The organism is Pseudactinotalea sp. Z1732 (assembly GCF_049724975.1).
GTDB lineage: Bacteria > Actinomycetota > Actinomycetes > Actinomycetales > Beutenbergiaceae > CALKWS01.
This window is the reverse complement of the sequence record NZ_JBMPQC010000007.1, coordinates 94,313-119,553: the sequence shown is the minus strand read 5'-3', so window position 1 is coordinate 119,553 and position 25,241 is coordinate 94,313. Positions and strand designations below refer to the sequence as shown.

Below are 25,241 nucleotides of genomic sequence, written 5' to 3'. Positions count from 1 at the left end.
CCCCCTTCGGGCTGCCGACATGCTGATCAGCGATAGGCTCCACAGGTACACCGAAGTACACCGATCAGGGGTAGAAGATGAACCAGTCGATCCTGCGCGAACCTAGTCCCGATCGGGACGAGATCCTTCGCGGTGCTGCTGATCTGGCGGCCGAGCAGGGGCAGGACCACGTAGCGGAGGTGTTGCCGCGAGTACTGGAGCACGTGGCTCCGGAGGACCTGGCAGAACGTGAGCCGGCGAACCTTGCCGGGGCGGTGCAGTCGATGTACGAACTCGCCGGCACCCGCCGGCAGGGGCAGACCCTGGTGCGGGTGCTGTCCCCCCAGCGCGAGGCCAACGGGTGGACCTCCCCGCACTCCTCGGTCCTGGTGTGCACCGACGACATGCCGTTCCTGGTCGACTCCCTCACCGCAGCCGCGGCCGGGGAGGGCCTCTCCGTGCACCTGGTGGTGCACCCCCAACTGATGGTGCGGCGCGACCGGGACGGGAACCTGACCGAGGTACTCAGCGAACGCCCGCCCGCGGATCAGGGCATCGCCGAGTCCTGGATGCACCTCGAGGTGGACCGGATCACCGACGCCGACCGCCTCGACCGCCTGCAGCAGAGGGTGGAGGAGGTGCTCGAGGACGTCCGCAAGTCGGTACAGGACTGGCAGGCGATGCGGCAGAAGTGCCAGCAGATCACCTCCGACCTGGTCCGGAGTGTGCCGCACACCGTCGACTCCGCCGAGGTCGGGCCCACCCGGGAGTTCCTCACCTGGCTCGCCGATGACCACTTCACCTTCCTGGGTTACCGCGAGTACAGCCTGGACACCGTCGACGGTGAGGACGTGCTGCGCCCGGTACCGGAGAGCGGGCTGGGCATCCTGCGCGGGGAACCGGAGAAGCCCTACACCCGGCTGCAGCCGCAGGCCCAGGCCACCGCGCGCGAGCCCCGGTTGCTCACGATCACCAAGGCCAACTCTCGTGCCACCGTGCACAAATCCACCTACCTGGACTACATCGGTATCCGCACATTCGACGAATCCGGTGCGGTGACCGGGGAGCGGCGCTTCCTGGGCATGCTCACCTCATCGGCCTACGCCGAGTCGGTGCTGCGCCTGCCGATCGCTGCCGACAAGGTGCGCGAGGTGTTGCACCGCAGCGGGTTCAGCGCCCACTCCCACTCCGGCAAGGATCTGCTGCAGGTGCTGGAGAACTTCCCGCGCGACGAGCTCTTCCAGACCGACGTGGCCACGTTGGCCGAGGTCGCCCAGGAGGTCCTGTACCTGCAGGAACGGCGCCGCTCGAAACTGTTCCTGCGCACCGATGAGTTCGGCCGGTTCGTCTCCGCCCTGGTCTTCATCCCGCGCGATCGGTACAACACCGCAGTGCGCCTGGCGATGGAGCACGTGCTGCGCAAGGCCTACCGGGCCGAGACGGTGGAGTTCACCACCCGGGTGGCCGACTCCCCGCTGGCGCAGTTGCACTTCGTGGTGCGGGTGCGGCACGGACGGGCGCTGCCCGAGGTTGATGTGGAGCAGATCCAGTCCGAACTGGTGCGGGCCACCCGCACCTGGGAGGAGAAGGTGCTCGAGGCCGCCCTGGACCGGGTACCGCAAGAACAGGCCTACGACCTGGTCGCGACCTACACCGGCCGGTTCGCCGAGGCATACAAGGAGATGGTCTCCCCGGACGCGGCGGTCTCGGACCTGCTCGCCCTGGAGGGGTTGGCCGACGACGACGACACCGCCTTGGCGTTGTACCGCCCGGAGGAGGCCAACCCGGGTGAGCGACGCCTCAAGGTGTACCGTCGCAGCCCGGTGTCCCTGACCGAGGTGCTGGGCACCTTCACCGACCTTGGTGTGGAGGTCCTGGACGAGCGCCCCTTCCGGGTCCGTGCCACCGACACCCAGGCGGAGGCGTTCGTGTACGACTTCGGCCTGCGGGCCGGCAGCGAGGATCTCTGGGTCACCGATGACCGGGAACACCGCTTCACCGAGGCGTTCCTGGCGACGCGAGCCGGGCTGGCCGAGAGCGACGTGCTGGGTCATCTCGTGCTCAGCGCCGGGCTGGACTGGCGCGAGGTGGTGGTCCTGCGGACCATCGCCCGCTACCTGCGCCAGGTTGGCTCGATCTTCTCGGTGGAGTACCTGGAGGCCGGGCTGGTGGCCAACCCCGAACTGGCTACCAAACTGGTGCGCCTGTTCGAGGCCCGGTTCGACCCGGACCACCCCGCGGGCACGGACATGACCGCCCGGCGGCAGGCCGAGGAGACACTGACCTCCGAGATCATCACCGCCCTGGACGACGTGCCGAGTCTGGACCACGACCGGATGGTGCGCGCCTACATGGGTGTGATCGGCGCGACCCAGCGCACCAACTACTTCTGCACCGACGCCGAGGGCAACCCGGTCGGGCACATCTCCTTCAAGATCGACTGCGCCCAGGTGCCCGGCATCCCCAGCCCGGTGCCCACCGCGGAGATCTGGGTCTACTCCCCCCAGGTGGAGGGGGTGCACCTGCGATTCGGTAAGGTGGCCCGCGGCGGGCTGCGCTGGAGCGACCGCCGGGAGGACTTCCGCACCGAGGTGCTCGGGCTGGTCAAGGCTCAGATGGTCAAGAACGCGGTGATCGTGCCCGGCGGCTCCAAGGGCGGCTTCTACGCCAAGCAACTACCCGACCCGGCAGCAGACCGGGACGCCTGGCTCGCCGAGGGCGAGGCCTCCTACCGGGCGTTCATCCGCGGCATGTTGGACGTGACCGACAACCGCCGCGGCGACGACGTAGTGCCACCGGAGCGGGTGGTGCGCCACGACGATGACGATCCCTACCTGGTGGTGGCTGCGGACAAGGGCACCGCCACCTTCTCCGATGTGGCCAACGAGATCTCCGCCGAGTACGAGTTCTGGCTCGACGACGCCTTCGCCTCCGGTGGCTCGGCCGGGTATGACCACAAGGCGATGGGCATCACCGCGCGGGGCGCCTGGGAGTCGGTCAAGCGGCACTTCCGCGAGCGGGGGATGGATACCCAGTCCGAGGACTTCACCGTGGTGGGCATCGGGGACATGAGCGGGGACGTCTTCGGCAACGGGATGCTCCTGTCCGAACACATCCGCCTGGTGGGCGCCTTCGACCACCGGCACATATTCCTGGACCCCGACCCGGATGCCACCACCTCCTTCGCCGAACGCAGGCGACTGTTCTCCGAGGCCCGCACCACCTGGGAGTCCTACGACACCGACCTGATCAGCGACGGGGGTGGGGTGTACCCGCGCACCGCCAAGTCCATCGAGATCACCCCGCAGGTACGCGCCGCGTTGGGACTCGGTGAGGACGTGACCGAACTGGCCCCGACCGAGCTGATCAAGGCGATGCTCCTGGCGCCGGTGGACCTGCTCTGGAACGGCGGGATCGGCACCTACATCAAGTCCTCGGCCGAGTCCCACAGCGACATCGGCGACCGCGCCAACGACGCGATCCGCGTGGACGGGCGGGACCTGCGCGTCAAGGTGGTGGGCGAGGGCGGCAACCTCGGGGCCAGCCAGTTGGGCCGGATCGAGGCCGCGATGAACGGGGTGCAGATCAACACCGACGCGATCGACAACTCTGCGGGCGTGTCCAGTTCGGACCTTGAGGTCAACATCAAGATCCCGCTGCGGGAAGTGATGCGCGATGGGGGTCTGGACCGATCCGAGCGCAACGAACTGCTGGCCTCGATGACCGATGAGGTCGCCGAGCTGGTGCTGCGGGACAACTACGAACAGAACGTGTTGCTGTCCAACTCCCGCGCCCAGTCCGCGCAGATGCTCGGGGTGCACCGCCGGTTGATCCAGTGGTTGGAGAAGCGTGGCGACTTGGACCGGGAGCTGGAGTTCCTACCCGATGAGGAGGAACTGGACGCCCGGGCCGAGGCCGGGCACGGGCTCACCCAGCCGGAGTTCAGCGTGCTGATGGCCTACTCCAAGATCGCCCTGAAGGACGACCTGGCCCAGACCTCCATCGCCGATGGCTCCTGGTTCAGCAAGACCCTGGCCGAGTACTTCCCCACCGCCATGCGCGAGAAGTACGCCGAGGCGATCGAGGCCCACCCGCTGCGCTCCGAGATCATCATCAACACGGTGGTGAACTCGATGGTCAACCGCGGTGGCATCAGCTTCGCGTTCCGGGCTGCCGATGAGACCGGCGCCAGCAGCGAGCAGGTGGCGCGGGCCTACGCAGCCAGCCGGGAGATTTTCGATCTGGTCGAGTTCACCAGCGCGGTTGAGGCGTTGGACACCAAGGTGGACGCCGGCACCCAGGCGGAGTTGTACCTGTCCTTCCGCAGGTTGCTGGACCGGGCCACCCGCTGGTTCGCCCACCAGCGGCACGACCAACTGGACGTGGCCGCGGAGGTCGAACGCTTCTCGGAGCGGGTCACGGCGCTGCGCGCCCAGTTGCCGCAGTTCCTGCGCGGGGCGGAACTGGAGCGCTTCCACGCCCGTGCCGAGGAGATGCGGCAAGCGGGGGTCCCGGAGGAACTGGCCGAGCAGTTCGCCGGGTTGTTGCCCAGCCTGTCGCTGCTGGACGTGGTCCAGCTCGCCGATGAGGCCGGGTGCCCGCCGGAGCGGTCCGCGGAACTGTACTTCGCGGTCTCGGAACGGTTCCGCATCGACGATCTCCTCATCGAGGTGGCCGGGTTGCCGCGAGACGAACGCTGGGCCACCCTGGCCCGGGCCTCGATGCGCGATGACCTCTACGCCACCGCCGAGTTGCTCAGCGCGGTGATCATGCGTGAGACCGAGGACGGTGAGGCGTCGGCTCGGATCGAGAACTGGGCCGAGCAGATCGGTGCCGCGGTAGGCCGGGTGGAGGAGTCCCTGACGGACATCCTGGCGATCGACTCCCCCGGCCTGGCACCGCTGTCGGTGGCCCTGCGCGGGGTGCGGAGCCTGTTGCGGTAGCCCCAGCGACCAGGCCGCGCCCCGACCCCCTCGGCAACCCGGGGTGCGCCAACCGCCAGGTGAGACAGAAGCCGGATCCGGTGCGTCGTCGTCGGCCCCTGCCTACGGTGGCCGCTATGAACGCACCCGTACCGACCCACTTCGACCACCTGGTGTACGCCGGACCGGACCTGAACGCCGCGGTGGCCGAGTTCACCGAACGCACCGGCGTGGCCCCCGCGCCGGGGGGCAAGCACCCCCGCGGTACCGCGAACCACCTGGTCGCCTTCACCGTCGACGGGCAGCGCACCCGCGGCTACTTGGAGATCATCGGGCCGGACCCGGACCGCCCGTCCACCGAACCGATCACCACGTTCGGCATCGATGCGTTGGACGACGCCCGCCTGGTCACCTTCGCTGTGCACCCGCCGGACCTGGAGTCGGTGATCGAGCGGGCCCGGGCCGATGGGTACGACCCAGGCCCGATCGAACCACTGTCGCGGCGCACCCCGGAGGGCACCGAGTTGCACTGGCGGCTCTCCCGCCCCCGGGCCCATTCCCCGGCGGTTCCGTTCCTGATCGACTGGGGCAGCACCGACCACCCGGCCCTGGGCGACCTCCCCACCGTGGAACTGCTCGGCGTGCAAGCCACGCACCCGGAACCCGATCGGGTGCGCGGCGTGCTGGACCTGCTTGGGGTGGACCTGAGTATCGAGTCCGGGGCGAGCACCACCCTGCACGCCCGGTTGCAGACCCCGAACGGGCCGGTGCACCTGACCTGACCTGCGTCAGGGCCCGCGAGCGGGCCCGTGGCTCTGCCCGCGCGCGTACCCTGGTGGCATGATTCTGATCGGCGGGGTGAAGCCCTACCGCACCGTGCTGGCCACGGTCACCCTCATCTGCGGGCACTGCCAGAATCCGGCGGCGCACCGGCTGATCGAGGACATAGGCAAACTCACCCTGTTCTTCATCCCCACCGTTACGGTGTCCACCCGGTATGAGGTGGAGTGCGTCTTCTGCGGTGCCCGGAACCCGATGATCAAGGCCGAGGCGCACACGCTGCAGGAACGCGCCCGCGCCGCCGGCGCCACCCCCGGGGCGGTGCTGGGCACGGTCAACCCCGGACGACGGCGGGGCACGCCCGGCGAGTGAGCCGCACCCCCCGGGTCGGCCGGCGATGGCGGAGTTCACCCGGCGCGTGACCTGCGCCCGGACTGACCGGCGGAGGACGCGTGCCTCGTCCCGACATGCCGGACCGGTCAACCTGCGCCACCATGGTGTCGCGCCCTCGCGCGCCGTGCGTCGAGAACCGGCGCCGAAACGAAGGAGAGGTTGGCAGATGAGGATCGGACTTGGAGTCTTCCTGTTAGTGGTCGGAGCGATCCTGGGCTTCGCCGTCAGGGACAACATCAACGCGGTGGACCTGACCATGATCGGCTACATCTGCATGGGTGCCGGTGTGCTGGCGATCGTGCTGTCCCTGGTGCTCCAGGGCCAGCGGGCCAACACCTCCCACCGAGAGGTGGTGGAGCGTCGCGACGAGGGGCCCCCGCCGGCACCACGGGCCTGAGCCGGCGGGCTCGGACGGACGCCCTGCGCACGGAGATCGCATGCCAGCGGGTACCCATGTTGCCGCCGCCGTCGAGGACGCGCTGAACCGTCGACTGATCCACTTCCTCCGCAACCGCGGGTGGCGCCCCCGCACCATCGCGCACACCGGGTACGGATCGCCGGACTTCGTGCGCATCCTGGGCCGGGTGGTGATGACCCGCAACCCGCTGCCGGAGTCCGACGCCGAGGCCGACGCACCGGCCAAGCCGGTACGCGGTTGGCGCCCGTACGTGACGGCGCCGGTGGGAATGATCCCGGTCACGGTCACCATCGACGGCCGGGACCACCACACCCGTGCCGACCGCGGCGGCTACATCGACCTGTCCGTGCACGGCCACGGCCTGGCGCCCGGCTGGCACCAGGTCACCCTGCGCGCCCGGGCCAGCACGCCGGTCCCGGCCCGGGTGCGCATCATCTCCTCCCGGGCCCGGGTCGGCCTGATCAGCGACATTGACGACACCGTGATGATCACCGCCGTACCGCGCCCGTTGATCGCGGTCTGGAACACGTTCGTGCGCCACCACAGCAGCCGCCGGGTGGTTCCGGGGATGGCCCGGTTCTACCGCCGGGTCGAGGAGCAGGTGTCCGACCTGCCGGTGTTCTACCTGTCCACTGGTGCGTGGAACGTGGTGCCCGCGATCGCGGAGTTCCTGCACGAGCACGACTATCCGTTCGGCCCGAAGTTGATGACCGACTGGGGCCCGACCAATACCGGCTGGTTCCGTTCCGGCCGGGAGCACAAGGAGCGCACTCTGCGGCGGCTGCACACCGAGTTCCCGCACGTGCGCTGGGTGCTGGTGGGCGATGACGGTCAGCGCGATCCGGCGATCTACGCCGAGTTCGCCCAGGAGTTCCCCGGGGCAGTGGCGGCGATCGCGATCCGCCAGCTCACCCCCGGCGAGCAGATCCTGTCCCACGGCACCCCGGTGGCCCTCCCCGACGCCGACCGGCGCCGCGGGATGCGGGGCGCGCCCCAGTTCCTGGGTGGGGACGGTGTGGCCCTGGCCCCCCAGGTCCTCAACGCCCTGGCGGACGCAGCGCCCCCGGACTGAGAGAGCGGACCTTTCGGCCGCTCAGCCGATCACCGCACCGAAGGCCAGCCCCAGCGCGTAGGTGACCGCTGCCGCACCCCACCCGATGCCCAGTTGCCGCAGCGCCCGAAGCCAGGGCGAGGATCCGGACAGCAGGCCCACGGTCGCGCCGGTGACCACCAGCGCAACCCCGACCAGCAGCGCGGCCAGCAGCACCGCCAACAGCCCGTTGGCCCCGAACAGGTAGGGCAGTACCGGGATGATCGCCCCGGTGGCGAAGAAGAAGAAACTGGCCACCGCCGCACCCAGGGCCGAGCCGAGCTCGACGGGTGCCGAGCCGGCCCCGAGTGGTTGCTGGCGTTGCGGGTCGGCCACCGCAAGGCGCTCGGCGGCCCGGGCCTGCGCCTCCTGCTCCGGCATCCCCCGGGCGCGGTAGATCAGGGCGAGTTCGTTGGCGTCGACATCCAGGTGCTCGATCACGGTATGGGCCGACGGGCTCGGGGCGGAGGCATCGACGAGTTCCCGCTGGGACTGCACCGAGACGTACTCCCCCGCCGCCATCGACAACGCCCCGGCGAGCAGCCCGGACAGCCCGGCCAGCAGGATGACGTTCGTGGAGGTGCCTGCTGCGCCGATCCCCAGCACCAGAGCAAGGTTGGAGACCAGCCCGTCGTTCATCCCGAACACCGCGGCCCGGAACGAGCCGGACATCCTGGCCCGGCCCCGCACCGCCAGCGAACGCACCACCTCGGCATGGATCCGCTCGTCAGCGGCCATGGCGTCGGTGGCGTCGTCGTCCTCGGCATAGGCCGAACGCGACTCGGCACGCTGGGCCAGGGCGAGCACGAAGACCGAGCCGAACCATCCGGCCAGCAGGATCAACAGGCGTGACCGCAACGAAGGGCCGCGGGCGCGGCCGGGGTAGTCGGCCAGCAGTTGCTCCCAATGCGCGGCATGACGCGCTTCGGCATCGGCGAGGGCGTTCAGGATCTGCGCCTCCTCACCACTGCGGCGCTGCGCCAACGCCCGGTAGACCTTGGCCTCGGCCTGCTCCTCGGCCAGGTACCGGCGCCACCGGCGCACCTGGGTCCTGCGCGGGGAAGGGTCGGACATGGGGACCAGTGTTGCGTATCCCGGGGCACTCCCGATGACGGCGCCGCGCCCGTGTCCACAGCGTTGCCCGGGGCGATCCCGGGGTCCACACCAGACTCGGCGGCGCGGGCCCGGGCCGGGTGTGCCCTGTGAGGCTCCTGGTGGTGAACAGACTGGCGGAACTGCTGGGGTGGGAGCCCGGCCTGGTGCGGCGGGTGCTGCACGCCGTCGCCGTGGCGGTGCTGTGCGTGGTGTTCGCGCTGGTGGCCCCGACGTGGTGGGCGCAGGTGACCCCGGCCCCGGCGTGGACGGTCCCACCCGAGCGGGTGCAGGCCGCGACGGAGGCACTGACCCGGCTGCCGGTGGTGGGCGAGCCGCGGATGCTGGCCGGCTATGACCGCGATCACTTCGGTCCGCCGTGGTTCGATGTGGACGGCAACGGCTGTGACACCCGCAACGATCAACTGGCCCACTGGCTCGCCGAGGTCACCTACGACCCGGTGCAACCGTGCGTGGTGGTGGCCGGTGTGCTGCACGACCCCTACACCGGGCACCGGATCGAGTTCGAACGCGGCCCGGACACCAGTTCAGCGGTACAGATCGACCACGTGGTGGCCCTGGCCGATGCGTGGAGCAAGGGGGCCGATTCCTGGTCGCCGTCAGTGGCCCTGGCCTTCGCCAATGACCCGGGGAACCTCATCGCGGTGGACGGAGCGGCCAACCAGGACAAGGGCGCCTCCGATGCCGCGCACTGGCTGCCCTCCGATGAGCGGTTTCACTGCGCCTACGCCGTCCAGCAGGTACTGATCAAGGACGCCTACCGCCTGGGCGTGACCCCGGAGGAACTGGGCGCGCTCACCGAGATCGTCACGGCCTGCCCGGCCGGCTGACGACGCACAGCCGGCCCGGGCGAGCCACGGCGAACTCTGGACGACCTCAGTCGTGCGGGCGCGGTGCCGGCGGGTAAGGCTCGGCCGGGGCCTGAACGTCCTCGGAGCCCACGGAGGAGTCGGAGCCGAACTTGCTCTTGACCGTGTCGGTGATCTTTCCCGCCACGTGCGAGCCCTGCTCGCGCATGACCTCCCCGACCTTGCTCTCCGCAGCCGAGACCTTTTCCTGCACCGTCGGGTTCTCCCAGACGTTCTTGGCCTGCGCCTTGATCTTGTCGTAGTGCTCCTGGCCGGCGCGGGTACCCAACAGGTATCCCACGGCGGCGCCCAGCACGAACCCGACCTTGCCCTTCATAGCATCCACTCCCTCGTTGTCTTCGTGCCTCCACGCTAGCGCTGCTCGCCGTGATCGCACGCCGGGGAGTGCGGTTGGAGCCGCTCCGGTGCGAACCCCGGCCGGATCAGGCCTGCACGATCGCGCGCGCCTCCCTGGCCGCGGCCACCAGATTGCGCAGTGAGGCCGTGGTCTCCTCATAGCCTCGGGTCTTCAGCCCGCAGTCGGGGTTGACCCACAACTGGTGCGGGTCCACCGAGCCCAGCGCGATCCGGAGCAGTCCGGTGAGTTCGGCGGTGCTGGGCACCCGGGGTGAGTGGATGTCGTAGACCCCCGGCCCGATCCCCCGGGCGAAGGAGGAGTCGGCGATGTCCGGGACGATCTCCATCTTGGACCGGGCCGCTTCCACCGAGGTCACGTCGGCATCGAGGCCATCGATAGCCCCGATGACCTCACCGAACTCGGAGTAGCACAGGTGGGTGTGCACCTGGGTGGCGTCCCCGGCGCCGGCGGTAGCCAGCCGGAACGCGTTGACCGACCAGTCCAGGTAGTCCTCGTGTTCTTCCTGGCGCAGCGGCAGCAGTTCCCGAAGCGCCGGCTCATCCACCTGGATCAGCCCGATCCCGGCCGCCTCCAGATCCGCCACCTCATCGCGCAGCGCCAGGGCCACCTGGTTGGCGGTCTCACCCAGCGGCTGATCATCGCGCACGAAGGACCAGGCCAGGATCGTCACCGGACCGGTGAGCATGCCCTTGACCGGCTTGTCCGTGCGGGAGGCGGCGTAGGTGGACCACTGCACCGTGATCGGTTCGGGCCGGGACACGTCACCCCACAGGATCGAGGGCCGGGTGCACCGGGATCCGTAGGACTGCACCCACCCGTTCTGGGTGACCGCGAAACCGTCGAGGTTCTCGGCGAAGTACTGCACCATGTCGTTGCGCTCGGGCTCGCCGTGCACCAACACATCCAGGCCCAGTTCCTCCTGCAGCGCGATCACCCGGTCGATCTCGGCGCGCATCGCCGCCAGGTACTCCTCTCCGGTGATGTCGCCGCGTCGTGCCTTCGCCCGGGCGCGCCGCACCTCGGCGGTCTGCGGGAACGACCCGATCGTCGTCGTCGGCAACTCCGGTAGGTCCAGCGCCGCCCGCTGGGCGGCCTGCCGGGTGGGGTAGTCGCTGCGCGCGAAGTCGGCCTTCGACAGCCGGCCCGTGCGCTCACGCACCACGGGCACCGTGACCCCCTCGGCGCCGGCCCGATTGGCCCGCACCGCGCGGGAGGCCTCGAACGCGTCGGCGGCCCGCTCGGGCCCGGCCGCCAGGGCCCGGACCTCACCGACCTTCTCATCGGCGAACGCCAGCCAGGACCGCAGCTGCGCGGGCAGCTGGGGTTCATCGGCCACGGTGTGCGGCACGTGGAACAGCGAGGTGGAGGTGGACACCGCCACGGTGGCCTCGGGCCCGGCAGCGCCGCGCAGGGCGGTGAGTTTCTCGTGGGCGGCGTCCAGGTCGGTGCGCCACACGTTGTGCCCATCGACCAGCCCGGCCACCAGGGTCACCCCGGACAGGTCCGCACCCGCCACGTCGTCGGGGACGTCCCCGCGCACCAGGTCCAGTCCGATCGCCTCCACCCCGCTTCGGGCCAACGGGGTGAACGCGCTGCCCAGCCGGTGGTAGGGCGCGGCCACGAACAGCGCCGGTCGCTCACTCGCCCCGGCCAGGGTGGTGTAGACCCGGGAGACCAGTTCGCCGAGTTCGGCCCGGGAGATCGGCCAGGTGTCGGAGACCAGCCCCGGCTCGTCCAGCTGCACCCAGGGAGCACCGGCCTCGGCGAAGGCGGCCAGCCACCGGGCGTACACCGCGGTCAGGTCATCGATACGGTCCAGCGGGCTGAAGCCGTCCGGGGCCGCCTCACTGGCCTTGGACAGCAGCAGGAACGTGATCGGACCCACCAGCACCGGGCGGGTGATCACGCCGTCCTCGGCGGCCTCGGTGAACGCTGCCACGCTGGGGGTCTCAACCAGATCGAAGGCGGTCTCCGGGCCGATCTCGGGCACCAGGTAGTGATAGTTGGAGTCGAACCACTTGGTCATCTCCAGCGGTGCCCGGTCACCCTCCCCGCGGGCCACGGTGAAGTAGCCGGCCAGGTCCAGCGATCCGTTCTGATCGCGCAGGTCGTCGAACCGCGCCGGGATCGCCCCCACCTGTGCGGCCACCGAGAGCACCTGGTCATAGAAGGTGAAGTCGGAGGGGATCGAGGCGTCCTGGGCGTCCAGACCCAGGCCACGCAGGCGGGTGCGCAGATCCGCACGCAGCGCGCGTGCGGATGCGGTCAGTTCGGCGGCGTCGGTGCGGCCGGCCCAGAAGGACTCCACGGCTCGTTTGAGTTCGCGATCCGGGCCGATCCGGGGGTAGCCCAGGATGGTGGCGGCGGGGAACGGGGTGTGCTGTGTCATGAGACTTCCTGTTCGGGTGCGGTTGAAGATCAAGCCGACGACGGCGGGGCCGGGTGGGGGCGCTCCTCGCCGGGGCTCAGGCCAGGGTGGGAACCGGGCGCAGCCCGGACCCGTAGAGCAGGTCCAGTGCCGGCGTGGCGGTGTTGAAGGTGTACACGTGCAGGCCGGGTGCCCCGAGGGCGAGGATGTCGTTGACCAGCGAGCGGGTGGCCTGCAGACCCAGCCGGTAGGCCTCCTGCTTGGAGGCAGCTCCATCCAGCGTGTCCAATAGACCCTCGGGGGGGCGTACGCCGGTGAGTTGGTGCAGCTTGCGCAGCCGGCGCGGGTCGGTCAACGGGATCACCCCCGGCAGGATCGGGATGTGCACCCCGGCCGAGCGGGCCTGTTCCAGCAGCGCGGCGTAGTGCCCGGCGTCGTAGAAGATCTGGGTGATCGCGAAGTCGGCACCGGCCTCCTGCTTCTCCACCAGGGCGGCGATGTCACGCGGGTCGACCACCGGGTTACCGGTCTTGTCGCGCAGTGCGCCGGGATAGGTCGCCACCGAGATGCTCAGCGGGTTCACCTGCCCGGTGGTGGCACCGGCATCGCCGAACCGTTCGGCCTCGATGGACCGCAGCAGGCGCACCAGTTGGCTGGAGCGGGTCAGCCCCTGCGGGTGCGGCTCCCAGTCCGGTTCGCCCGCGGGCGGGTCCCCGCGCAGGGCGAGGAAGTCGCGCACCCCCTCGTCGAGCAGGTCCTCGATCACCCCGCGCAGTTCCCCCGCGGAGGCCCCCACACAGGTCAGGTGGGCGATCGGGGTGACCTCGGTCTCGGTGACGACCCGCCGGATCAACTCCCGTGAGGTCTCCCGGGTGGAGCCGGACGCGCCGTAGGTGATGGAGAAGAAGTCCGGTTGGGCCGCGGCCAGTTCCGCGAGGGTGCGCACCAGGGCGCGCTCGCCCTTCTCCGAGCGCGGGGGGTAGAGCTCGAAGGAGATGGTCGGTCGGTCGGAGGGCACACGAAGAAGGCTAGCCGTGCTCATCGGATGCGCCCGTCGGGGGATGCCTGCATGAAGAACTCCATCGGTCCTGGCGTGAGCACCCTTCCCGCGGGAGGCTTCCGTTGGGGGTTGCTGCGGCGTCGTGGAGCCAGGTCTCTCGGCCGCTCTGGATGGTCGGTAGCCAGACTACGGGCCTGCTGCCGGGCAGGCACAAGAGTAAAGTCCGCCCGTCTCATCCCCTGAGATTCCGGTCTGGCTGGCGCCGTGACGCTCGTGAGGTGTCCGCAACGCCCCGGGACGCACTCGGCTTGCGCCGTAGGGTGGTCGCGTGCGCGCCGACCGGGACCCGATCCATCAGGCCCATCAACAGTGGGTCCGGCACGGCTGGGCTGAAGCCGCCGACGGCATGGCCCTGGTCACCTCGATCGTGCGGGTCAACCAGTTGCTGGCCGAGCGCATCGATTCGGTCCTGCGCCCGATGGAGTTGACCTTCGCCCGGTACGAGGTGCTCCGGTTACTGTCGTTCGCCGCCGGAGGGGAGATGGCGATGTCCCGGATGGGCTCCTTGCTGCAGGTGCACCCGACCAGCGTGACCAGCCTGGTCGAGCGGCTGGTGCGGCAGGGCTACGTGGAGCGGGTGCGCAGCAACTCCGACGGCCGGGTCGTGCTGGCCTCCCTGACCGTTACCGGGAGGACGGCCGTGGAGGAGGCGACCAGCGCGCTCAACGCCGAGGTCTTCATCCGACCCGGTCTGCCGCCCGAACAGGTTCGGGAACTGACGAAGTTGCTGGGCCTGATGCGCGCCGACGGCGGCGATCAGGTGCAGCCACCCCCTATCGAGGAATAGTTGGATGTCCTAGTATCTGGAGTAGTCGCACCCGACGGTGAGCCGAGGACGCCATGACCGAACAAGCACGACCCCTGCATGTGCCGGAGCACCCGGTCCGCGTCGTCACCGCTGCCAGCCTGTTCGACGGGCACGACGCCTCGATCAACATCATGCGCCGGATCATGCAGTCCCAGGGCGCCGAGGTGGTGCACCTGGGCCACAACCGGTCGGTGCAGGAGGTCGCCGAAGCCGCACTGGAGGAGGACGTCCAGGCCGTTGCCGTCTCCTCCTACCAGGGCGGGCACGTGGAGTACTTCGAGTACCTCGTCGACCAGCTCGCCGAACGCGGCGCCGGCCACATCAAGGTGGTCGGCGGCGGGGGCGGCGTGATCGTGCCCGAGGAGATCACTCGGCTACGCGAATCGGGAGTGACGATCTTCTCCCCCGAGGACGGTCAACGACTCGGACTGCCGGGGATGGTCAACCAGGTCATCGAACAGGCCGACGTCGACCTGTGGGAACTCGGCGGAGCCGACGTCCACGCCGTCCTGGCCGGGGACCGGACGGCGCTGGCCCGGGCGGTCACCGGCGCCGAACTGGGGCGCATCAGCGAGGCCGACCGAGGCCGGTACGTCGAGGCCGCCGGGCGGCGCACCGTCCCGGTGCTCGGGATCACCGGCACCGGCGGTTCGGGCAAGTCGTCCCTGACCGATGAGGTGCTGCGCCGCTTCCGGGTGGACCAGGGCGACCGGTTACGCATCGCGGTGCTGGCCATCGACCCCACGCGGCGTAAGGGCGGTGGTGCGCTGCTGGCCGACCGGATCCGGATGAACGCCCTGGGCGGTGAGCAGACCTACTTCCGGTCCATGGCGACCCGCGGGGACAGCGAGGTGCCCGAGGCGGTCCCGGCCGTCCTCGACATCCTCAAAGCGGCGGGTTTCGACCTCATCATCGTCGAGACCCCCGGGATCGGGCAGGGTGACGCGGGCATCGTTCCGCTGGCCGATGTGTCCCTGTATGTGATGACGCCGGAGTTCGGAGCGGCCAGCCAACTGGAGAAGATCGACATGCTCGACTTCGCCGACGTGGTCGCGATCAACAAGTTCGAGCGCCGCGGAGCGATGGATGCGCTGCGCGATGTGGGCCGCCAGATGGTGCGCAACCGGGAGGCCTTCGGTTCCAAGCCACAGGACATGCCCGTCTACGGCACCTCCGCGGCCACCTTCAACGACGACGGCGTGACGGCGCTGTACCAGGAGCTGCGCGACCGGCTCGGCGAACACGGACTGGAGGTGGGCGCGGGCGCGTTGCCCAGAGTCGACGTGCGGTACTCGTCGATGATCACCCCGGTGGTCCCCGCGGCCCGGGTGCGCTACCTGGCCGAGATCGCCGAAACGGTCCGGGGCTACCATGCCGACACCGAGACCTACGCCGATGCGGCCAGCCGGGTGCAGCACCTGGAGTTCACACTCGAGGAGTTGTCCGCGGCAGGCAAGGCGCACGACGACGTGGCCCGGCTTGCCGAGGACGCACGCCGGGCGTTGCCGGCCGAGGTGCTCGAACAGCAGCAGCAGTGGCCGGCGACGGTGCAGGTCTACTCCGGGACCGAGCACACGGTGCGAGTGCGCGAGCGTGACATCACCACCCGCCTGACCCGGGAGTCCCTGTCCGGCACGAAGGTGCCCCGGGTGGCACTGCCGCGCTTCCGCGACGCCGGGGACATGGTGCGCTTCTGGCGCCGGGAGAACCTGCCCGGGCGCTTCCCGTTCACCGCCGGGCTCTATGCGTTCAAGCGGGCCGATGAGGATCCGACCCGGATGTTCGCCGGTGAGGGCGACCCCTTCCGCACCAACCGGCGGTTCAAGCTGCTCTCCGAGGGCCAGCCGGCCACTCGGCTGTCCACCGCGTTCGATTCGGTCACCCTCTACGGTCACGACCCTGCCGCCCGGCCCGATATCTACGGCAAGGTCGGCACCTCCGGTGTCTCGATCGCCTCGCTGGAGGATATGAAGGCTCTCTACGACGGCTTCGACCTGGTGTCGCCGGCGACCTCGGTGTCGATGACGATTAACGGGCCGGCACCCACCGTGCTGGCGTTCTTCCTCAATGCCGCCATCGACCAGCAGCTGGACGCCTTCCGCCAGGACGAGGGGCGCGAGCCCTCAGCCGCCGAAGCCGAGGAGTTGCGCGGGCACGCCCTGGCGAACGTGCGCGGCACCGTGCAGGCCGACATCCTCAAGGAGGACCAGGGGCAGAACACCTGCCTGTTCACCACCGAGTTCTCGCTGCGGATGATGGGCGACATCCAGCAGTGGTTCATCGACAACGGGGTGCGCAACTTCTACTCGGTCTCGATCTCCGGCTATCACATCGCCGAGGCCGGGGCGAACCCGCTCAGCCAGTTGGCGTTCACGTTGGCCAACGGGTTCACGTACGTGGAGTCCTACCTGGCACGGGGGATGGACATCGACGACTTCGCACCCAACCTGTCCTTCTTCTTCTCCAACGGGATGGACCCGGAGTACTCGGTGATCGGGCGGGTGGCCCGCCGCATCTGGGCGGTGGCGATGCGGGAGAAGTACGGCGGCGGCGAGCGCAGCCAGAAACTGAAGTACCACGTGCAGACGTCGGGTCGTTCCCTGCACGCCCAGGAGATGGACTTCAATGACATCCGCACCACCCTGCAAGCCCTGATCGCCATCTACGACAATGCCAACAGCCTGCACACCAACGCCTACGACGAGGCCGTGACCACCCCGTCGGCCGAGTCGGCGCGCCGGGCGCTGGCGATCCAACTGATCATCAACAAGGAGTGGGGACTGGCACTGAACGAGAACCCCAACCAGGGCTCGTTCATCATCGATGAACTCACCGACCTGGTCGAGGAGGCCGTGCTGGCCGAGTTCGACCGGATCTCCGAACGCGGTGGTGTGCTCGGCGCGATGGAGACCGGGTACCAGCGCGGCAAGATCCAGGACGAATCGCTGCTGTACGAGCACCGCAAGCATGACGGCACGCTACCGATCATCGGCGTGAACACCTTCCGCCGTCCACCCTCGGAGGAGCCCGAGGACGCCACGGTGGAGCTGGCCCGCGCCACCGAGGCGGAGAAGCGCTCCCAGTTGGAGCGCGTGGCCGACTTCCAGGACCGCCACCGCGAGGAGGCCACCGAGGCGCTGGAACGGCTCAAGCGTGTGGCGGTGACCGGCGAGAACGCCTTCGCCGAACTGATGACCGCCGCCAGGGTGTGTTCCCTGCAGCAGGTGACCGAGGCATTCTTCGAGGTGGGTGGCCAGTACCGGCGCAACGTGTGAAACAGAACGCTTCCGGGCGGAGTGTCGGTGCCGGGGTGCATGCTGAGCGGGTGCGACATTGGAGGCAGATGGCATCGGCTGGACACCGGCGCCGATCGCCCGCAGATGCGGAGGAGATCATGACACAGCACACCAGGGAGAACACCGAGACCACCGAGGCCGAGGCGCGCGCCGAACGCGACGCGGTCCTGCACCTGATCGGCGGGGACGAGGACGGCCTGCGCGCCCGGCTGGACGGCGAGGGCCTGACCGGATGGGAGTGGTCGCTGCTGAGCGAACTCGAGCAGTGGGATCAGCGCCTCGGCGCCTGAGCCATCCCGCCCGGGCCGAGGTCCCGCCCGAGGGACACGCCTTGAGCGAGAGACACCCCCAGCCGATTCAGTTGGAGAATCGGTCCGCAGGTGGGTGGCACACCCGACTTCGAGCCCGAGGTTCCGCCATCCGGTCAAGGTCGACACCCTAAACATCGGATGACTAGGCTTTGGGCTGGCATCTGGGAGCCCCCGGCAGCCCCGACAACACCACACCAGAACAGGGAAAGAACACCATGCGATTCGGGCGAGTAGGACCGGCCGGGGCTGAGGTCCCGGCAGTACTGGACGGCGACACCTGGCGCGACCTGCGCACGGTGACCGAGGAGATCGACGGCGAGTTCCTCGGCCGACAGGGTGAGGTGGACTGGGCCGGTGTGCTCGGGGGCCTGACGCCGCTGGAGCCCGGCCGCATCGGCGCCCCGGTCGCACGGCCCGGCAAGGTGGTCTGCATCGGCCTGAACTACCGCGATCACGCCGCCGAGTCCGGGATGGACATCCCCGCCGAACCGGTGCTGTTCATGAAGGACCCGGCTACCGTCGTCGGCCCGGATGACCAGGTGCTCATCCCCCGCGAGTCGGTCAAGACCGACTGGGAGGTCGAACTCGCCGTCGTCATCGGTCGGACCGCCCGGTACCTGCCCGACGAGCAAGCGGCTCTGGACTGCGTGGCCGGGTACGCCATCGCCAACGACGTGTCGGAGCGGGAGTTCCAGCTCGAGCGCGGCGGGCAGTGGGACAAGGGCAAGAGTTGCGAGACGTTCAACCCGCTCGGCCCGGTACTGGTCACCGCCGATGAGGTGGCCGACCCGGGCAACCTGAACCTGCGCCTGTGGGTGAACGGGGAGCTGCGCCAGGACGGCACCACAGCGGACATGGTGTTCGGCGTCGGGCACATCATCCACTACCTGAGCCAGTTCATGGTGCTGCACCCCGGTGATGTGGTGAACACCGGCACCCCGGCGGGGGTGGCGATGGGCCTACCCGGCCAGCCCTACCTGCGCGCCGGTGACGTGATGGAACTGGTAATCGAGGGCCTGGGCCGTCAGCGCCAGGAACTGGTGCAGGCATGAGCGCCCCGGCACAGGACCTCGCGGGGCTGGTGGCCCTGGTCACCGGCGGTGCTTCCGGGATCGGAGCCACCACCGCCGTCGAGTTGTCCGAGCGTGGGGCGCGGGTGGCGCTCCTGGACCGTGACGAGGGCGCGCCACCGGAGGGGCTGCCCCTGTACCGGGCCGATGTGCAGTCCGATGACGAGGTCAATTCCGCGATCGAGCGGGTCGTTGCTGATCTCGGCGGCTTGGACATCGTGGTCAACAACGCCGGGATCGGCGCCCAGGGCGATGTCACCCAGAACTCCTCCGCGGATTGGCTGCAGGTACTGGACATCAACGTGGTCGGCATCGCACGGGTCAGCGCGGCCGCCATCCCGCACCTGCGCCGCTCCCGGGCAGCCGCGATCGTCAACACCTGCTCCATCGCCGCGCTGGTGGGGCTGCCCCAGCGGGCCGTCTACACCGCCTCCAAGGGCGCGGTGCTGGCGCTGACCCGGGCGATGGCGGCCGATCACGTCGGTGAGGGCATCCGGGTCAACTGCGTCTCCCCCGGCACCGTGAACACCCCGTGGGTACAGCGGCTGCTCGCCTCGGCGGAGAACCCCGAGACGATGCTCGCGCAGTTGCGTGCCCGCCAGCCCACCAATGAGCTGGTCGAACCGATCGACGTGGCCCGTGCGATCGCCTACCTGGCTTCGCCGCTGTCCGGAGCGGTGACGGGTATCTCGCTGTCGGTCGACGGCGGGATGAACGACCTGCGCATGCCTTCCTGAGGCCGGTACGTTCAGCGCGGTACAGCCCCTGGCGAACCCGCCCCTCACTATGCTCAGCGCTATGGCAGTCACCGACCACGCGATCACCAAAATCAAGTCGATGATCATGAGCGGTGAACTGAAGCCCGGGATGCGGCTGCCGCCGGAGAAGGAACTGAGCGAGCGCCTGGGGCTCTCCCGCTCGTCGATGCGCGAGGCGGTCAAGGCCCTGGAGGTGATCCGGGTGCTGGACGTGCGCCGCGGCGACGGCACCTATGTGACCAGCCTGGACCCGACGTTGCTGCTCGAGGCGATCTCGTTCGTGATCGACCTGCACGACGACGCCTCGGTGCTGGAGATCTTCGAGGTGCGCCGGGTGCTGGAGGAGGCTGCCGCGGCGCGCGCCACCAGCCGGATGACCGATGAGCAGATCGCCGCGCTGCGCGCCGACCTGGACCAGGTGGCCAAGGCCGCGACGGTGGAGGAGCTGGTCGAGCACGACCTGCGATTTCACAAGGGCATCACCGACGCGGCCGGGAACAACTACCTGGGCAGCCTGATCGACTCCATCTCCAGTGCCACCGTGCGCGCCCGGATCTGGCGCGGCATCACCCAGGCCGGCGTCGTCGAACGCACCCTGGCCGACCACACCGCCATCCTGGACGCGATCGAGGTGCGCGACCCGGACCTGGCCCGCGCCCAGGCGGCAGCGCACATCGCCGGTGTGGAGCACTGGCTGCACGGCGCCGCGCGCCTCACCGGGGACTGAGTCATCACACTCGTGGCGGTCCCGTCCTAGCCCCAGGCGCTCGGGTCGCCGTCACCGGGGGGGTTCATGCGGGGTTTCAGACGGACCTTGGGCATCGGCGGGGCCGGCAGGCGCTGCACCGACCCGGTATAGCCCTGGACCCGTCCGAATCGTTCCGAGCCCGCCTCCCACTCCGTGCGGTAGTCGACGATCTCCTCGTGGGTGCGGCCGATGAAGTTCCACCACATCATCACCGGCTCCGGGAACGGTTCACCGCCCAGCAGCATCACCCGGGCGGGCCGATCGGTCAGGTTGGTCAGCCTGAGCCGGTCATGGCCCGGGCCCAGGTAGCCGAGTTCGCTCGGTTCCAACTCCGTCTGCTGCAGGCGTACCGGCCCGGCGTCCACCAGCACTCCGTGCTCGAAATCCGGCTCGACGTCGAGGACGATCTCGGTGTCGGGATCGAGCAGCAGTTCAGCACCCAGCAGCGGGCTGTAAGCGGGCACCGGGGAGGTATGGCCGGCCAACGACCCGATCAGCACCCGCGCCTCAGCGCCCTGGAGGGCGAGCGGTTCGGGGACGTGGTGGGTGAAGTCCCGGGTGGAGTGCCGGGAGGCCTCGGGCAGCACGGTCCACAGCTGCACCCCGTGCAAGGTGTCACACCCGGGGGTGGAGACCTCCGAGTGGGCCACGCCGTGCCCGGCGGTCATGATGTTCACTTCCCCGGGCCGGACCAGGGCGTGGGCGCCGGTGGTGTCCCGATGTTCGATCTCTCCGGTGAACAACCAACTGACCGTCTGCAAGCCGGTGTGCGGGTGCGGCGGCACGTCCATCCCACCAGTGCTCGAGACATCGTCGGGGCCGTAGTGGTCCACGAAGCACCAGGCGCCGATGAGCGACCGGGCCCGCTGCGGCAACGTCCGGCGCACCCGCATCGCCCGCGGCCCCCCGAGGGGCACCTCCCGGCTGGTGATCAACTGCACATCGCCCATGCCGTTCACCCTGGCACAGACGGAAGGGGGCGGCAGTCCCAGCGGCGGCGACCGGCCTTGCGCTGAGACCCCCGCGTCACCTCAGCGCAACAGACCCCGCTGCAGCAGGTTGCGGTAGAAGTCGTCGATCCCCATCGTCCACGGCTCGGCCTGGTGGCTGTGCGTGACCCGGTTCACCAGCGACCCGAGACCGGGCTCACTGATGGTGACGATGTCGCCCAGGGCGTGGGTGAAGCCCGAACCACCTTCCCCGCGGTCCTGGGTGGGGGCGAACAGCGTGCCCAGGTACAGCGCGAACCCGTCGGGGTACTGGTGATGGTCACCGATCACGTGGGAGACCAGGTCCTCCGGGTCCCGGCTGATCTTCGACAGCGGGCTGTTGGCCTCCAGCCGGAACCCGTCGGTGCCCTCGATGGTCAGCGTCACGTCCGCTGCGCGCACCTGGTCCATCCGATAGCCCTCGTCGAACAGGCGCAGGAACGGGCCGATCGCGGCCGAGGCGTTGTTGTCCTTGGCCTTGGGCAGCAGCAGCGCGGAGCGACCCTCCACATCGCGCAGGTTCACGTCGTTGCCCAGCGTGGCCCCCACGACGCGCCCGGTGGAGGAGACCACCAGCACCACCTCGGGCTCGGGGTTGTTCCAGGCCGAGTCCGCGTGCAGCCCGATCTCCACCCCGGTGCCCACACTGGCCAGCACGGGTGCCTTGGTGAACACCTCGGGATCCGGGCCGATGCCCACCTCCAGGTACTGGCTCCACCAGCCCCGCTCCACCAGCATGTCCTTGACCCGGGCCGCTTCCTCCGAGCCGGGCTTGAGGTCCTGCAGCGACCCGCCCACCACCGAGCCGATCTGCTCACGGATCTTCGCCGCGGCGCCGGCGTCGCCATGGGCACGCTCCTCGATGACCCGTTCGATCATCGACACCGGGAAGGTCACCCCGGCGGCCTTGACCACGTGCACATCCACCGGCGAGAGGAACCCGGGCAGGGACGCATCCCGCCGCTCCGGCGGGGTGTTGGCCACGATGGCCGACGGCGACCCCAGGCTCGGCCCGTCCAGCCCGGCCGCGTAGCCGGCCGGGTCGGGGTGCTCGGTGATGTCGCGCACCGTGGCCACCGAACCGCTCAGGTCGATCACGTCCTCGGCCGTCACCCGCACCACCGAGGGCCCCCCGGCGGCCGGGTCCCAGACCCGGCCGATCAGGGTGGCGTCGCCGACGTCGTCGGGCAGCAGTTTCGCGGTGGTGAGGGCCTCGTTCAGGTCCGCGCTCATCGGGACGTCTCCATGGGGTCGGTGTCGGTGTCGGCACTGGAGTCGGCGTGGGCGCGCGTGGCACCGGTCACTGCCGCCCTGCCGGCGACCTCCTGCCATCCGGGGCCGTCGGGGAAGGTCCAGCGCTGCCGCGACGCGGTGTGCATCTCGGCGCCGATGCCGGGCTGTACGGGTGCCTGGTAACGGCCGTCGCGGACCCGCACCGGTTCCACGAAGTGCTCGTGCAGGTGGTCGACGAACTCAATGTATCGGTCCTGCTGGGAGGTGGACACCACCGCGTAGTCGATGAAGGAGAAGTGCTGCACCAATTCGCACAACCCCACCCCACCGGCGTGCGGGCAGACCGGAACCTCGAACTTGGCGGCCAGCAGCAGGTTCGCCAGGTTCTCGTTCACCCCGGCCACCCGGGTGGCGTCGATCTGCATGATGTCGATCCCACCGGCCTGCAGCAGTTGCTTGAACACGATCCGGTTCGCCACCGCCTCACCGGTGGCCACCTTCACCGGCGCCACCTCGGCGCGGATCCGCGCATGCCCCAGGATCTCATCGGTGCTGGTGGCCTCCTCGATCCACCACGGGTCGAACTCGGCCAGCGCGTTCACCCACTCGATCGCCTCGTTCACGTCCCAGCGCTGGTTGGCATCGATGGCCACCCGAAGGTCCTGGCCGAGTTCGCGACGGACCAGGTCCATGCGCCGCCGGTCGTCCTCCAGGGAGCCGCCCACCTTGAGTTTGATCAGGTCGAACCCGTCGGCCACGGCCTCCTTGCTCAACCGGATGAGCTTCTCATCGGAGTAGCCCAGCCAGCCCGGGGTTGTGGTGTAGGCGGGAAAGCCCTCGCGCTGGAGTTCTTCGATCCGTTCGGCCTTGCCTTCCTGGCCCCTGCGCAGGATCTCCAGGGCCTCCTCCGGCGTGAGCGCGTCGGTGATGTGGGTGAAGTCGACCGCACGCACGATCTCCTCCGGCTCCATTTCCGCGACGAACCGCCACAGCGGTTTGCCGGCGCGGCGGGCGGCCAGGTCCCACAGGGCGTTGATCAGCGCCCCGGCGGCCATGTGGCTCACCCCCTTCTCCGGGCCCAACCAGCGCATCTGCGAGTCGTGTACGAGCAGTTTCGCCGCCGCGCCCAGGTCCGCCAGCAACTCATCGGTGTTCTTGCCGATGAGCAGGTCACCGTAGGAGTCGATGGCCCGGGCCACGATCTCGTTCCCGCGCCCGGCGGTGAACACCAGGCCGTGCCCGCTCTCCCCGGACTCGGTGGTGATCTGCACGTAGGCCGCGGAGTAGTCCGGGTCCACATTGACCGCGTCGGAGCCGTCCAGCTCCAGGGAGGTGGGGAACCGCACGTCGTCGGTGCGCACCGAGGCGATGGTGGTCATGAAGGTCCTTTCGGTTAATGGGCGGCTACCCGAGCACTCCGGGCAGCCAGGTGGTGAAGAACGGGATGAAACTGATCAGCAGGAGCACGGCCACCAGCGGCACGTACACCGGCACCACTCCGCGGATGATCCGTGAGACCGGTATGTCGGTCACGCTGGACAGCACGAACAGCACCAGGCCCACCGGTGGGGTGAGCAGGCCCAGCATCAGGTTGAAGATGATCACCGAGCCCACGTGCAGCGGGTCGAGCCCGTACAGGGTGGCCACCGGAGCCAGCACCGGGACCAGCACCAGGATCGCCGCGGTCGGCTCGATGATCGCCCCGATGATGAACAGCAGCACGTTCAGCAGCAGCAGGAACACGATCGGGTTCTCGGTCAGGCCGAAGATGAACTCCCCGGCCAGCTGCGGGACCCGTTCACGGGCCAGGACCCAACCGAACAACGCCGCTGCGCACACGATGATCAGCACCGACCCGGTGGTCTCCACCGTGTTCTGCAGCACGCGCCTGACGTTGTGCCAGTTCATCGCGCCGTAGAAGATCGCCAGTACGGTCATGTAGACCACGCCGATCCCGGCGGCCTCGGTGGGGGTGAAGATCCCGCCCAGGATCCCGCCGAGCACCACGATTGCCGCGCCCAGCGCCGGCAGGGCTTTCAGTGACAGCGTCACCTGGTCCCGGACACTGGCCTTGGCCAGGCGCAGGTCGTTGCGCTTGCGCAGGGAGACGAACACCGTCACGCACAGCACCGTGAGCAGCAGCAGCGCGGGCACGATCCCGGCGATGAACAGCGCACCCACCGAGATCCCGGCGGTGACGGCGTAGATGATCGCCGGGATCGACGGCGGCAGGATCGGGGCGATCAGCGATGAACCGGCCGTGATACCCAGCGTCAGGCCCTCGGGATAGTTCCGCTTGAGCATCGCCGGCACCTGCACCCGGCCGAGCGCCGCGGCGTCACTGATCGCCGCGCCGCTCATCCACGCGAACCCGAAACTGGTGAACACGTTGACGTAGCCCAGGCTGCCGCGGAAGTGACCCAGCAGCGCGGTGGCCGCGTTGAACAACCGGTCGGAGATGCCGGAGACGTTGGCGATGTTGCCCAGCATGATGAACAGCGGCACCGCCAGCAACGGGAACGTGTTCACCCCGGAGACGGTCTGCTGGGCGGCGATCTGGAAACTCGCCGAGCCGTCCAGTACGACGTACACCAGGGCCGGCACCAGGAGCGCCCACGCCACCGGGACGCGCAGCCCAGGAGCAGGAACAGGGCCAGAATCATCCACAGAACGGTCAT

General features: G+C 69.5%; 20 protein-coding genes and 1 riboswitch. Of the genes, 12 read left to right on the top strand and 8 right to left on the bottom strand.

Annotated elements, in window-relative coordinates; all coding sequences use genetic code 11:
* Positions 1–77 precede the first annotated feature (77 nt).
* From ACPL7H_RS13690 to ACPL7H_RS13670, 5 genes are all read left to right on the top strand, one after another.
* On the top strand, positions 78–4,922 hold the full coding sequence (locus tag ACPL7H_RS13690; protein ID WP_424797437.1) for an NAD-glutamate dehydrogenase: 4,845 nt from the start codon (positions 78–80) through the stop codon (positions 4,920–4,922).
* A 116-nt stretch (positions 4,923–5,038) separates the two neighbouring features.
* Positions 5,039–5,683, top strand: coding sequence for a VOC family protein (locus ACPL7H_RS13685; RefSeq protein WP_424797436.1), 645 nt, complete (start codon positions 5,039–5,041; stop codon positions 5,681–5,683).
* A 58-nt stretch (positions 5,684–5,741) separates the two neighbouring features.
* Positions 5,742–6,053 (top strand): hypothetical protein, encoded by a 312-nt coding sequence (locus ACPL7H_RS13680; protein ID WP_424797435.1) that lies wholly within the window; start codon positions 5,742–5,744, stop codon positions 6,051–6,053.
* 187 nt (positions 6,054–6,240) lie between these two features.
* A complete protein-coding gene (locus ACPL7H_RS13675; protein WP_424797434.1) occupies positions 6,241–6,471 on the top strand; it encodes a DUF6458 family protein in 231 nt (76 codons plus the stop codon).
* Positions 6,472–6,511: 40 nt separating this feature from the next.
* Positions 6,512–7,564: an App1 family protein gene (locus ACPL7H_RS13670; RefSeq protein ID WP_424797433.1), complete on the top strand. Its 1,053-nt coding sequence runs from the start codon at positions 6,512–6,514 to the stop codon at positions 7,562–7,564.
* A 21-nt stretch (positions 7,565–7,585) separates the two neighbouring features.
* Here ACPL7H_RS13670 and ACPL7H_RS13665 read toward each other — a convergent pair whose 3' ends face one another.
* Positions 7,586–8,656, bottom strand: a complete 1,071-nt coding sequence (locus ACPL7H_RS13665; protein WP_424786579.1) for a VIT1/CCC1 transporter family protein — start codon at positions 8,654–8,656, stop codon at positions 7,586–7,588.
* 143 nt (positions 8,657–8,799) lie between these two features.
* On the opposite strand from ACPL7H_RS13665, the gene ACPL7H_RS13660 reads away from it, so the two are divergent.
* Positions 8,800–9,525 carry an HNH endonuclease family protein gene (locus ACPL7H_RS13660; protein ID WP_424797432.1) on the top strand — a complete coding sequence of 242 codons (726 nt, stop codon included), beginning with the start codon at positions 8,800–8,802 and terminating at the stop codon, positions 9,523–9,525.
* A 46-nt stretch (positions 9,526–9,571) separates the two neighbouring features.
* Here the strand turns inward: ACPL7H_RS13660 and ACPL7H_RS13655 are convergent, their stop codons facing one another.
* The 3 genes from ACPL7H_RS13655 to ACPL7H_RS13645 form a co-directional block, all read right to left on the bottom strand.
* Entirely contained in the window at positions 9,572–9,880 is a 309-nt protein-coding gene (locus ACPL7H_RS13655; protein ID WP_424797431.1) for a YtxH domain-containing protein, read from the bottom strand.
* A gap of 106 nt (positions 9,881–9,986) precedes the next feature.
* Complete coding sequence (metE, locus tag ACPL7H_RS13650; protein WP_424797430.1) at positions 9,987–12,311, bottom strand: 5-methyltetrahydropteroyltriglutamate--homocysteine S-methyltransferase; 2,325 nt, start codon at positions 12,309–12,311, stop codon at positions 9,987–9,989.
* Between the two features lie 76 nt (positions 12,312–12,387).
* On the bottom strand, positions 12,388–13,308 hold the full coding sequence (locus ACPL7H_RS13645; protein WP_424797429.1) for a methylenetetrahydrofolate reductase: 921 nt from the start codon (positions 13,306–13,308) through the stop codon (positions 12,388–12,390).
* Between the two features lie 58 nt (positions 13,309–13,366).
* Positions 13,367–13,467, bottom strand: a riboswitch (SAM riboswitch).
* A gap of 151 nt (positions 13,468–13,618) precedes the next feature.
* On the opposite strand from ACPL7H_RS13645, the gene ACPL7H_RS13640 reads away from it, so the two are divergent.
* The 6 genes from ACPL7H_RS13640 to ACPL7H_RS13615 all read left to right on the top strand — a co-directional run bounded on the left by ACPL7H_RS13640 (position 13,619) and on the right by ACPL7H_RS13615 (position 20,320).
* Positions 13,619–14,137, top strand: a complete 519-nt coding sequence (locus ACPL7H_RS13640; protein WP_424786584.1) for a MarR family winged helix-turn-helix transcriptional regulator — start codon at positions 13,619–13,621, stop codon at positions 14,135–14,137.
* A 53-nt stretch (positions 14,138–14,190) separates the two neighbouring features.
* A complete protein-coding gene (icmF, locus tag ACPL7H_RS13635) occupies positions 14,191–17,433 on the top strand; it encodes a fused isobutyryl-CoA mutase/GTPase IcmF (RefSeq protein WP_424797428.1) in 3,243 nt (1,080 codons plus the stop codon).
* Positions 17,434–17,552: 119 nt separating this feature from the next.
* Entirely contained in the window at positions 17,553–17,744 is a 192-nt protein-coding gene (locus ACPL7H_RS13630; protein ID WP_424797427.1) for a hypothetical protein, read from the top strand.
* Between the two features lie 236 nt (positions 17,745–17,980).
* The gene (locus ACPL7H_RS13625) at positions 17,981–18,817 is read left to right on the top strand and encodes a fumarylacetoacetate hydrolase family protein (RefSeq protein WP_424797426.1); all 837 of its coding nucleotides are present in this window, start codon (positions 17,981–17,983) and stop codon (positions 18,815–18,817) included.
* A complete protein-coding gene (locus ACPL7H_RS13620; protein WP_424797425.1) occupies positions 18,814–19,572 on the top strand; it encodes an SDR family NAD(P)-dependent oxidoreductase in 759 nt (252 codons plus the stop codon). Before ACPL7H_RS13625 ends, ACPL7H_RS13620 begins: the two co-directional genes overlap by 4 nt.
* 61 nt (positions 19,573–19,633) lie before the next feature.
* Entirely contained in the window at positions 19,634–20,320 is a 687-nt protein-coding gene (locus tag ACPL7H_RS13615; protein WP_424797424.1) for a FadR/GntR family transcriptional regulator, read from the top strand.
* Between the two features lie 26 nt (positions 20,321–20,346).
* Here the strand turns inward: ACPL7H_RS13615 and ACPL7H_RS13610 are convergent, their stop codons facing one another.
* From ACPL7H_RS13610 to ACPL7H_RS13595, 4 genes are all read right to left on the bottom strand, one after another.
* Positions 20,347–21,291 carry a pirin family protein gene (locus ACPL7H_RS13610; RefSeq protein WP_424797423.1) on the bottom strand — a complete coding sequence of 315 codons (945 nt, stop codon included), beginning with the start codon at positions 21,289–21,291 and terminating at the stop codon, positions 20,347–20,349.
* Between the two features lie 81 nt (positions 21,292–21,372).
* Positions 21,373–22,563, bottom strand: a complete 1,191-nt coding sequence (locus tag ACPL7H_RS13605; RefSeq protein WP_424797422.1) for a fumarylacetoacetate hydrolase family protein — start codon at positions 22,561–22,563, stop codon at positions 21,373–21,375.
* Positions 22,560–23,942, bottom strand: coding sequence for an enolase C-terminal domain-like protein (locus ACPL7H_RS13600; RefSeq protein ID WP_424797421.1), 1,383 nt, complete (start codon positions 23,940–23,942; stop codon positions 22,560–22,562). The genes ACPL7H_RS13605 and ACPL7H_RS13600 overlap by 4 nt, the downstream gene beginning before the upstream one ends.
* Positions 23,943–23,967: 25 nt before the next feature.
* Complete coding sequence (locus ACPL7H_RS13595; protein WP_424797420.1) at positions 23,968–25,230, bottom strand: TRAP transporter large permease; 1,263 nt, start codon at positions 25,228–25,230, stop codon at positions 23,968–23,970.
* Positions 25,231–25,241: the final 11 nt, after the last annotated feature.

Excerpts from the sequence above, each read along its gene's own strand:
- ACPL7H_RS13690 (WP_424797437.1), top strand. The coding sequence starts at position 78 with ATGAACCAGTCGATCCTGCGCGAACCTAGTCCCGATCGGGACGAGATC.
- ACPL7H_RS13685 (WP_424797436.1), top strand. The coding sequence starts at position 5,039 with ATGAACGCACCCGTACCGACCCACTTCGACCACCTGGTGTACGCCGGA.
- ACPL7H_RS13680 (WP_424797435.1), top strand. The coding sequence starts at position 5,742 with ATGATTCTGATCGGCGGGGTGAAGCCCTACCGCACCGTGCTGGCCACG.
- ACPL7H_RS13675 (WP_424797434.1), top strand. The coding sequence starts at position 6,241 with ATGAGGATCGGACTTGGAGTCTTCCTGTTAGTGGTCGGAGCGATCCTG.
- ACPL7H_RS13670 (WP_424797433.1), top strand. The coding sequence starts at position 6,512 with ATGCCAGCGGGTACCCATGTTGCCGCCGCCGTCGAGGACGCGCTGAAC.
- ACPL7H_RS13665 (WP_424786579.1), bottom strand. The coding sequence starts at position 8,656 with ATGTCCGACCCTTCCCCGCGCAGGACCCAGGTGCGCCGGTGGCGCCGG.
- ACPL7H_RS13655 (WP_424797431.1), bottom strand. The coding sequence starts at position 9,880 with ATGAAGGGCAAGGTCGGGTTCGTGCTGGGCGCCGCCGTGGGATACCTG.
- metE (WP_424797430.1), bottom strand. The coding sequence starts at position 12,311 with ATGACACAGCACACCCCGTTCCCCGCCGCCACCATCCTGGGCTACCCC.
- icmF (WP_424797428.1), top strand. The coding sequence starts at position 14,191 with ATGACCGAACAAGCACGACCCCTGCATGTGCCGGAGCACCCGGTCCGC.
- ACPL7H_RS13630 (WP_424797427.1), top strand. The coding sequence starts at position 17,553 with ATGACACAGCACACCAGGGAGAACACCGAGACCACCGAGGCCGAGGCG.
- ACPL7H_RS13625 (WP_424797426.1), top strand. The coding sequence starts at position 17,981 with ATGCGATTCGGGCGAGTAGGACCGGCCGGGGCTGAGGTCCCGGCAGTA.
- ACPL7H_RS13620 (WP_424797425.1), top strand. The coding sequence starts at position 18,814 with ATGAGCGCCCCGGCACAGGACCTCGCGGGGCTGGTGGCCCTGGTCACC.
- ACPL7H_RS13615 (WP_424797424.1), top strand. The coding sequence starts at position 19,634 with ATGGCAGTCACCGACCACGCGATCACCAAAATCAAGTCGATGATCATG.
- ACPL7H_RS13610 (WP_424797423.1), bottom strand. The coding sequence starts at position 21,291 with ATGGGCGATGTGCAGTTGATCACCAGCCGGGAGGTGCCCCTCGGGGGG.
- ACPL7H_RS13605 (WP_424797422.1), bottom strand. The coding sequence starts at position 22,563 with ATGAGCGCGGACCTGAACGAGGCCCTCACCACCGCGAAACTGCTGCCC.
- ACPL7H_RS13600 (WP_424797421.1), bottom strand. The coding sequence starts at position 23,942 with ATGACCACCATCGCCTCGGTGCGCACCGACGACGTGCGGTTCCCCACC.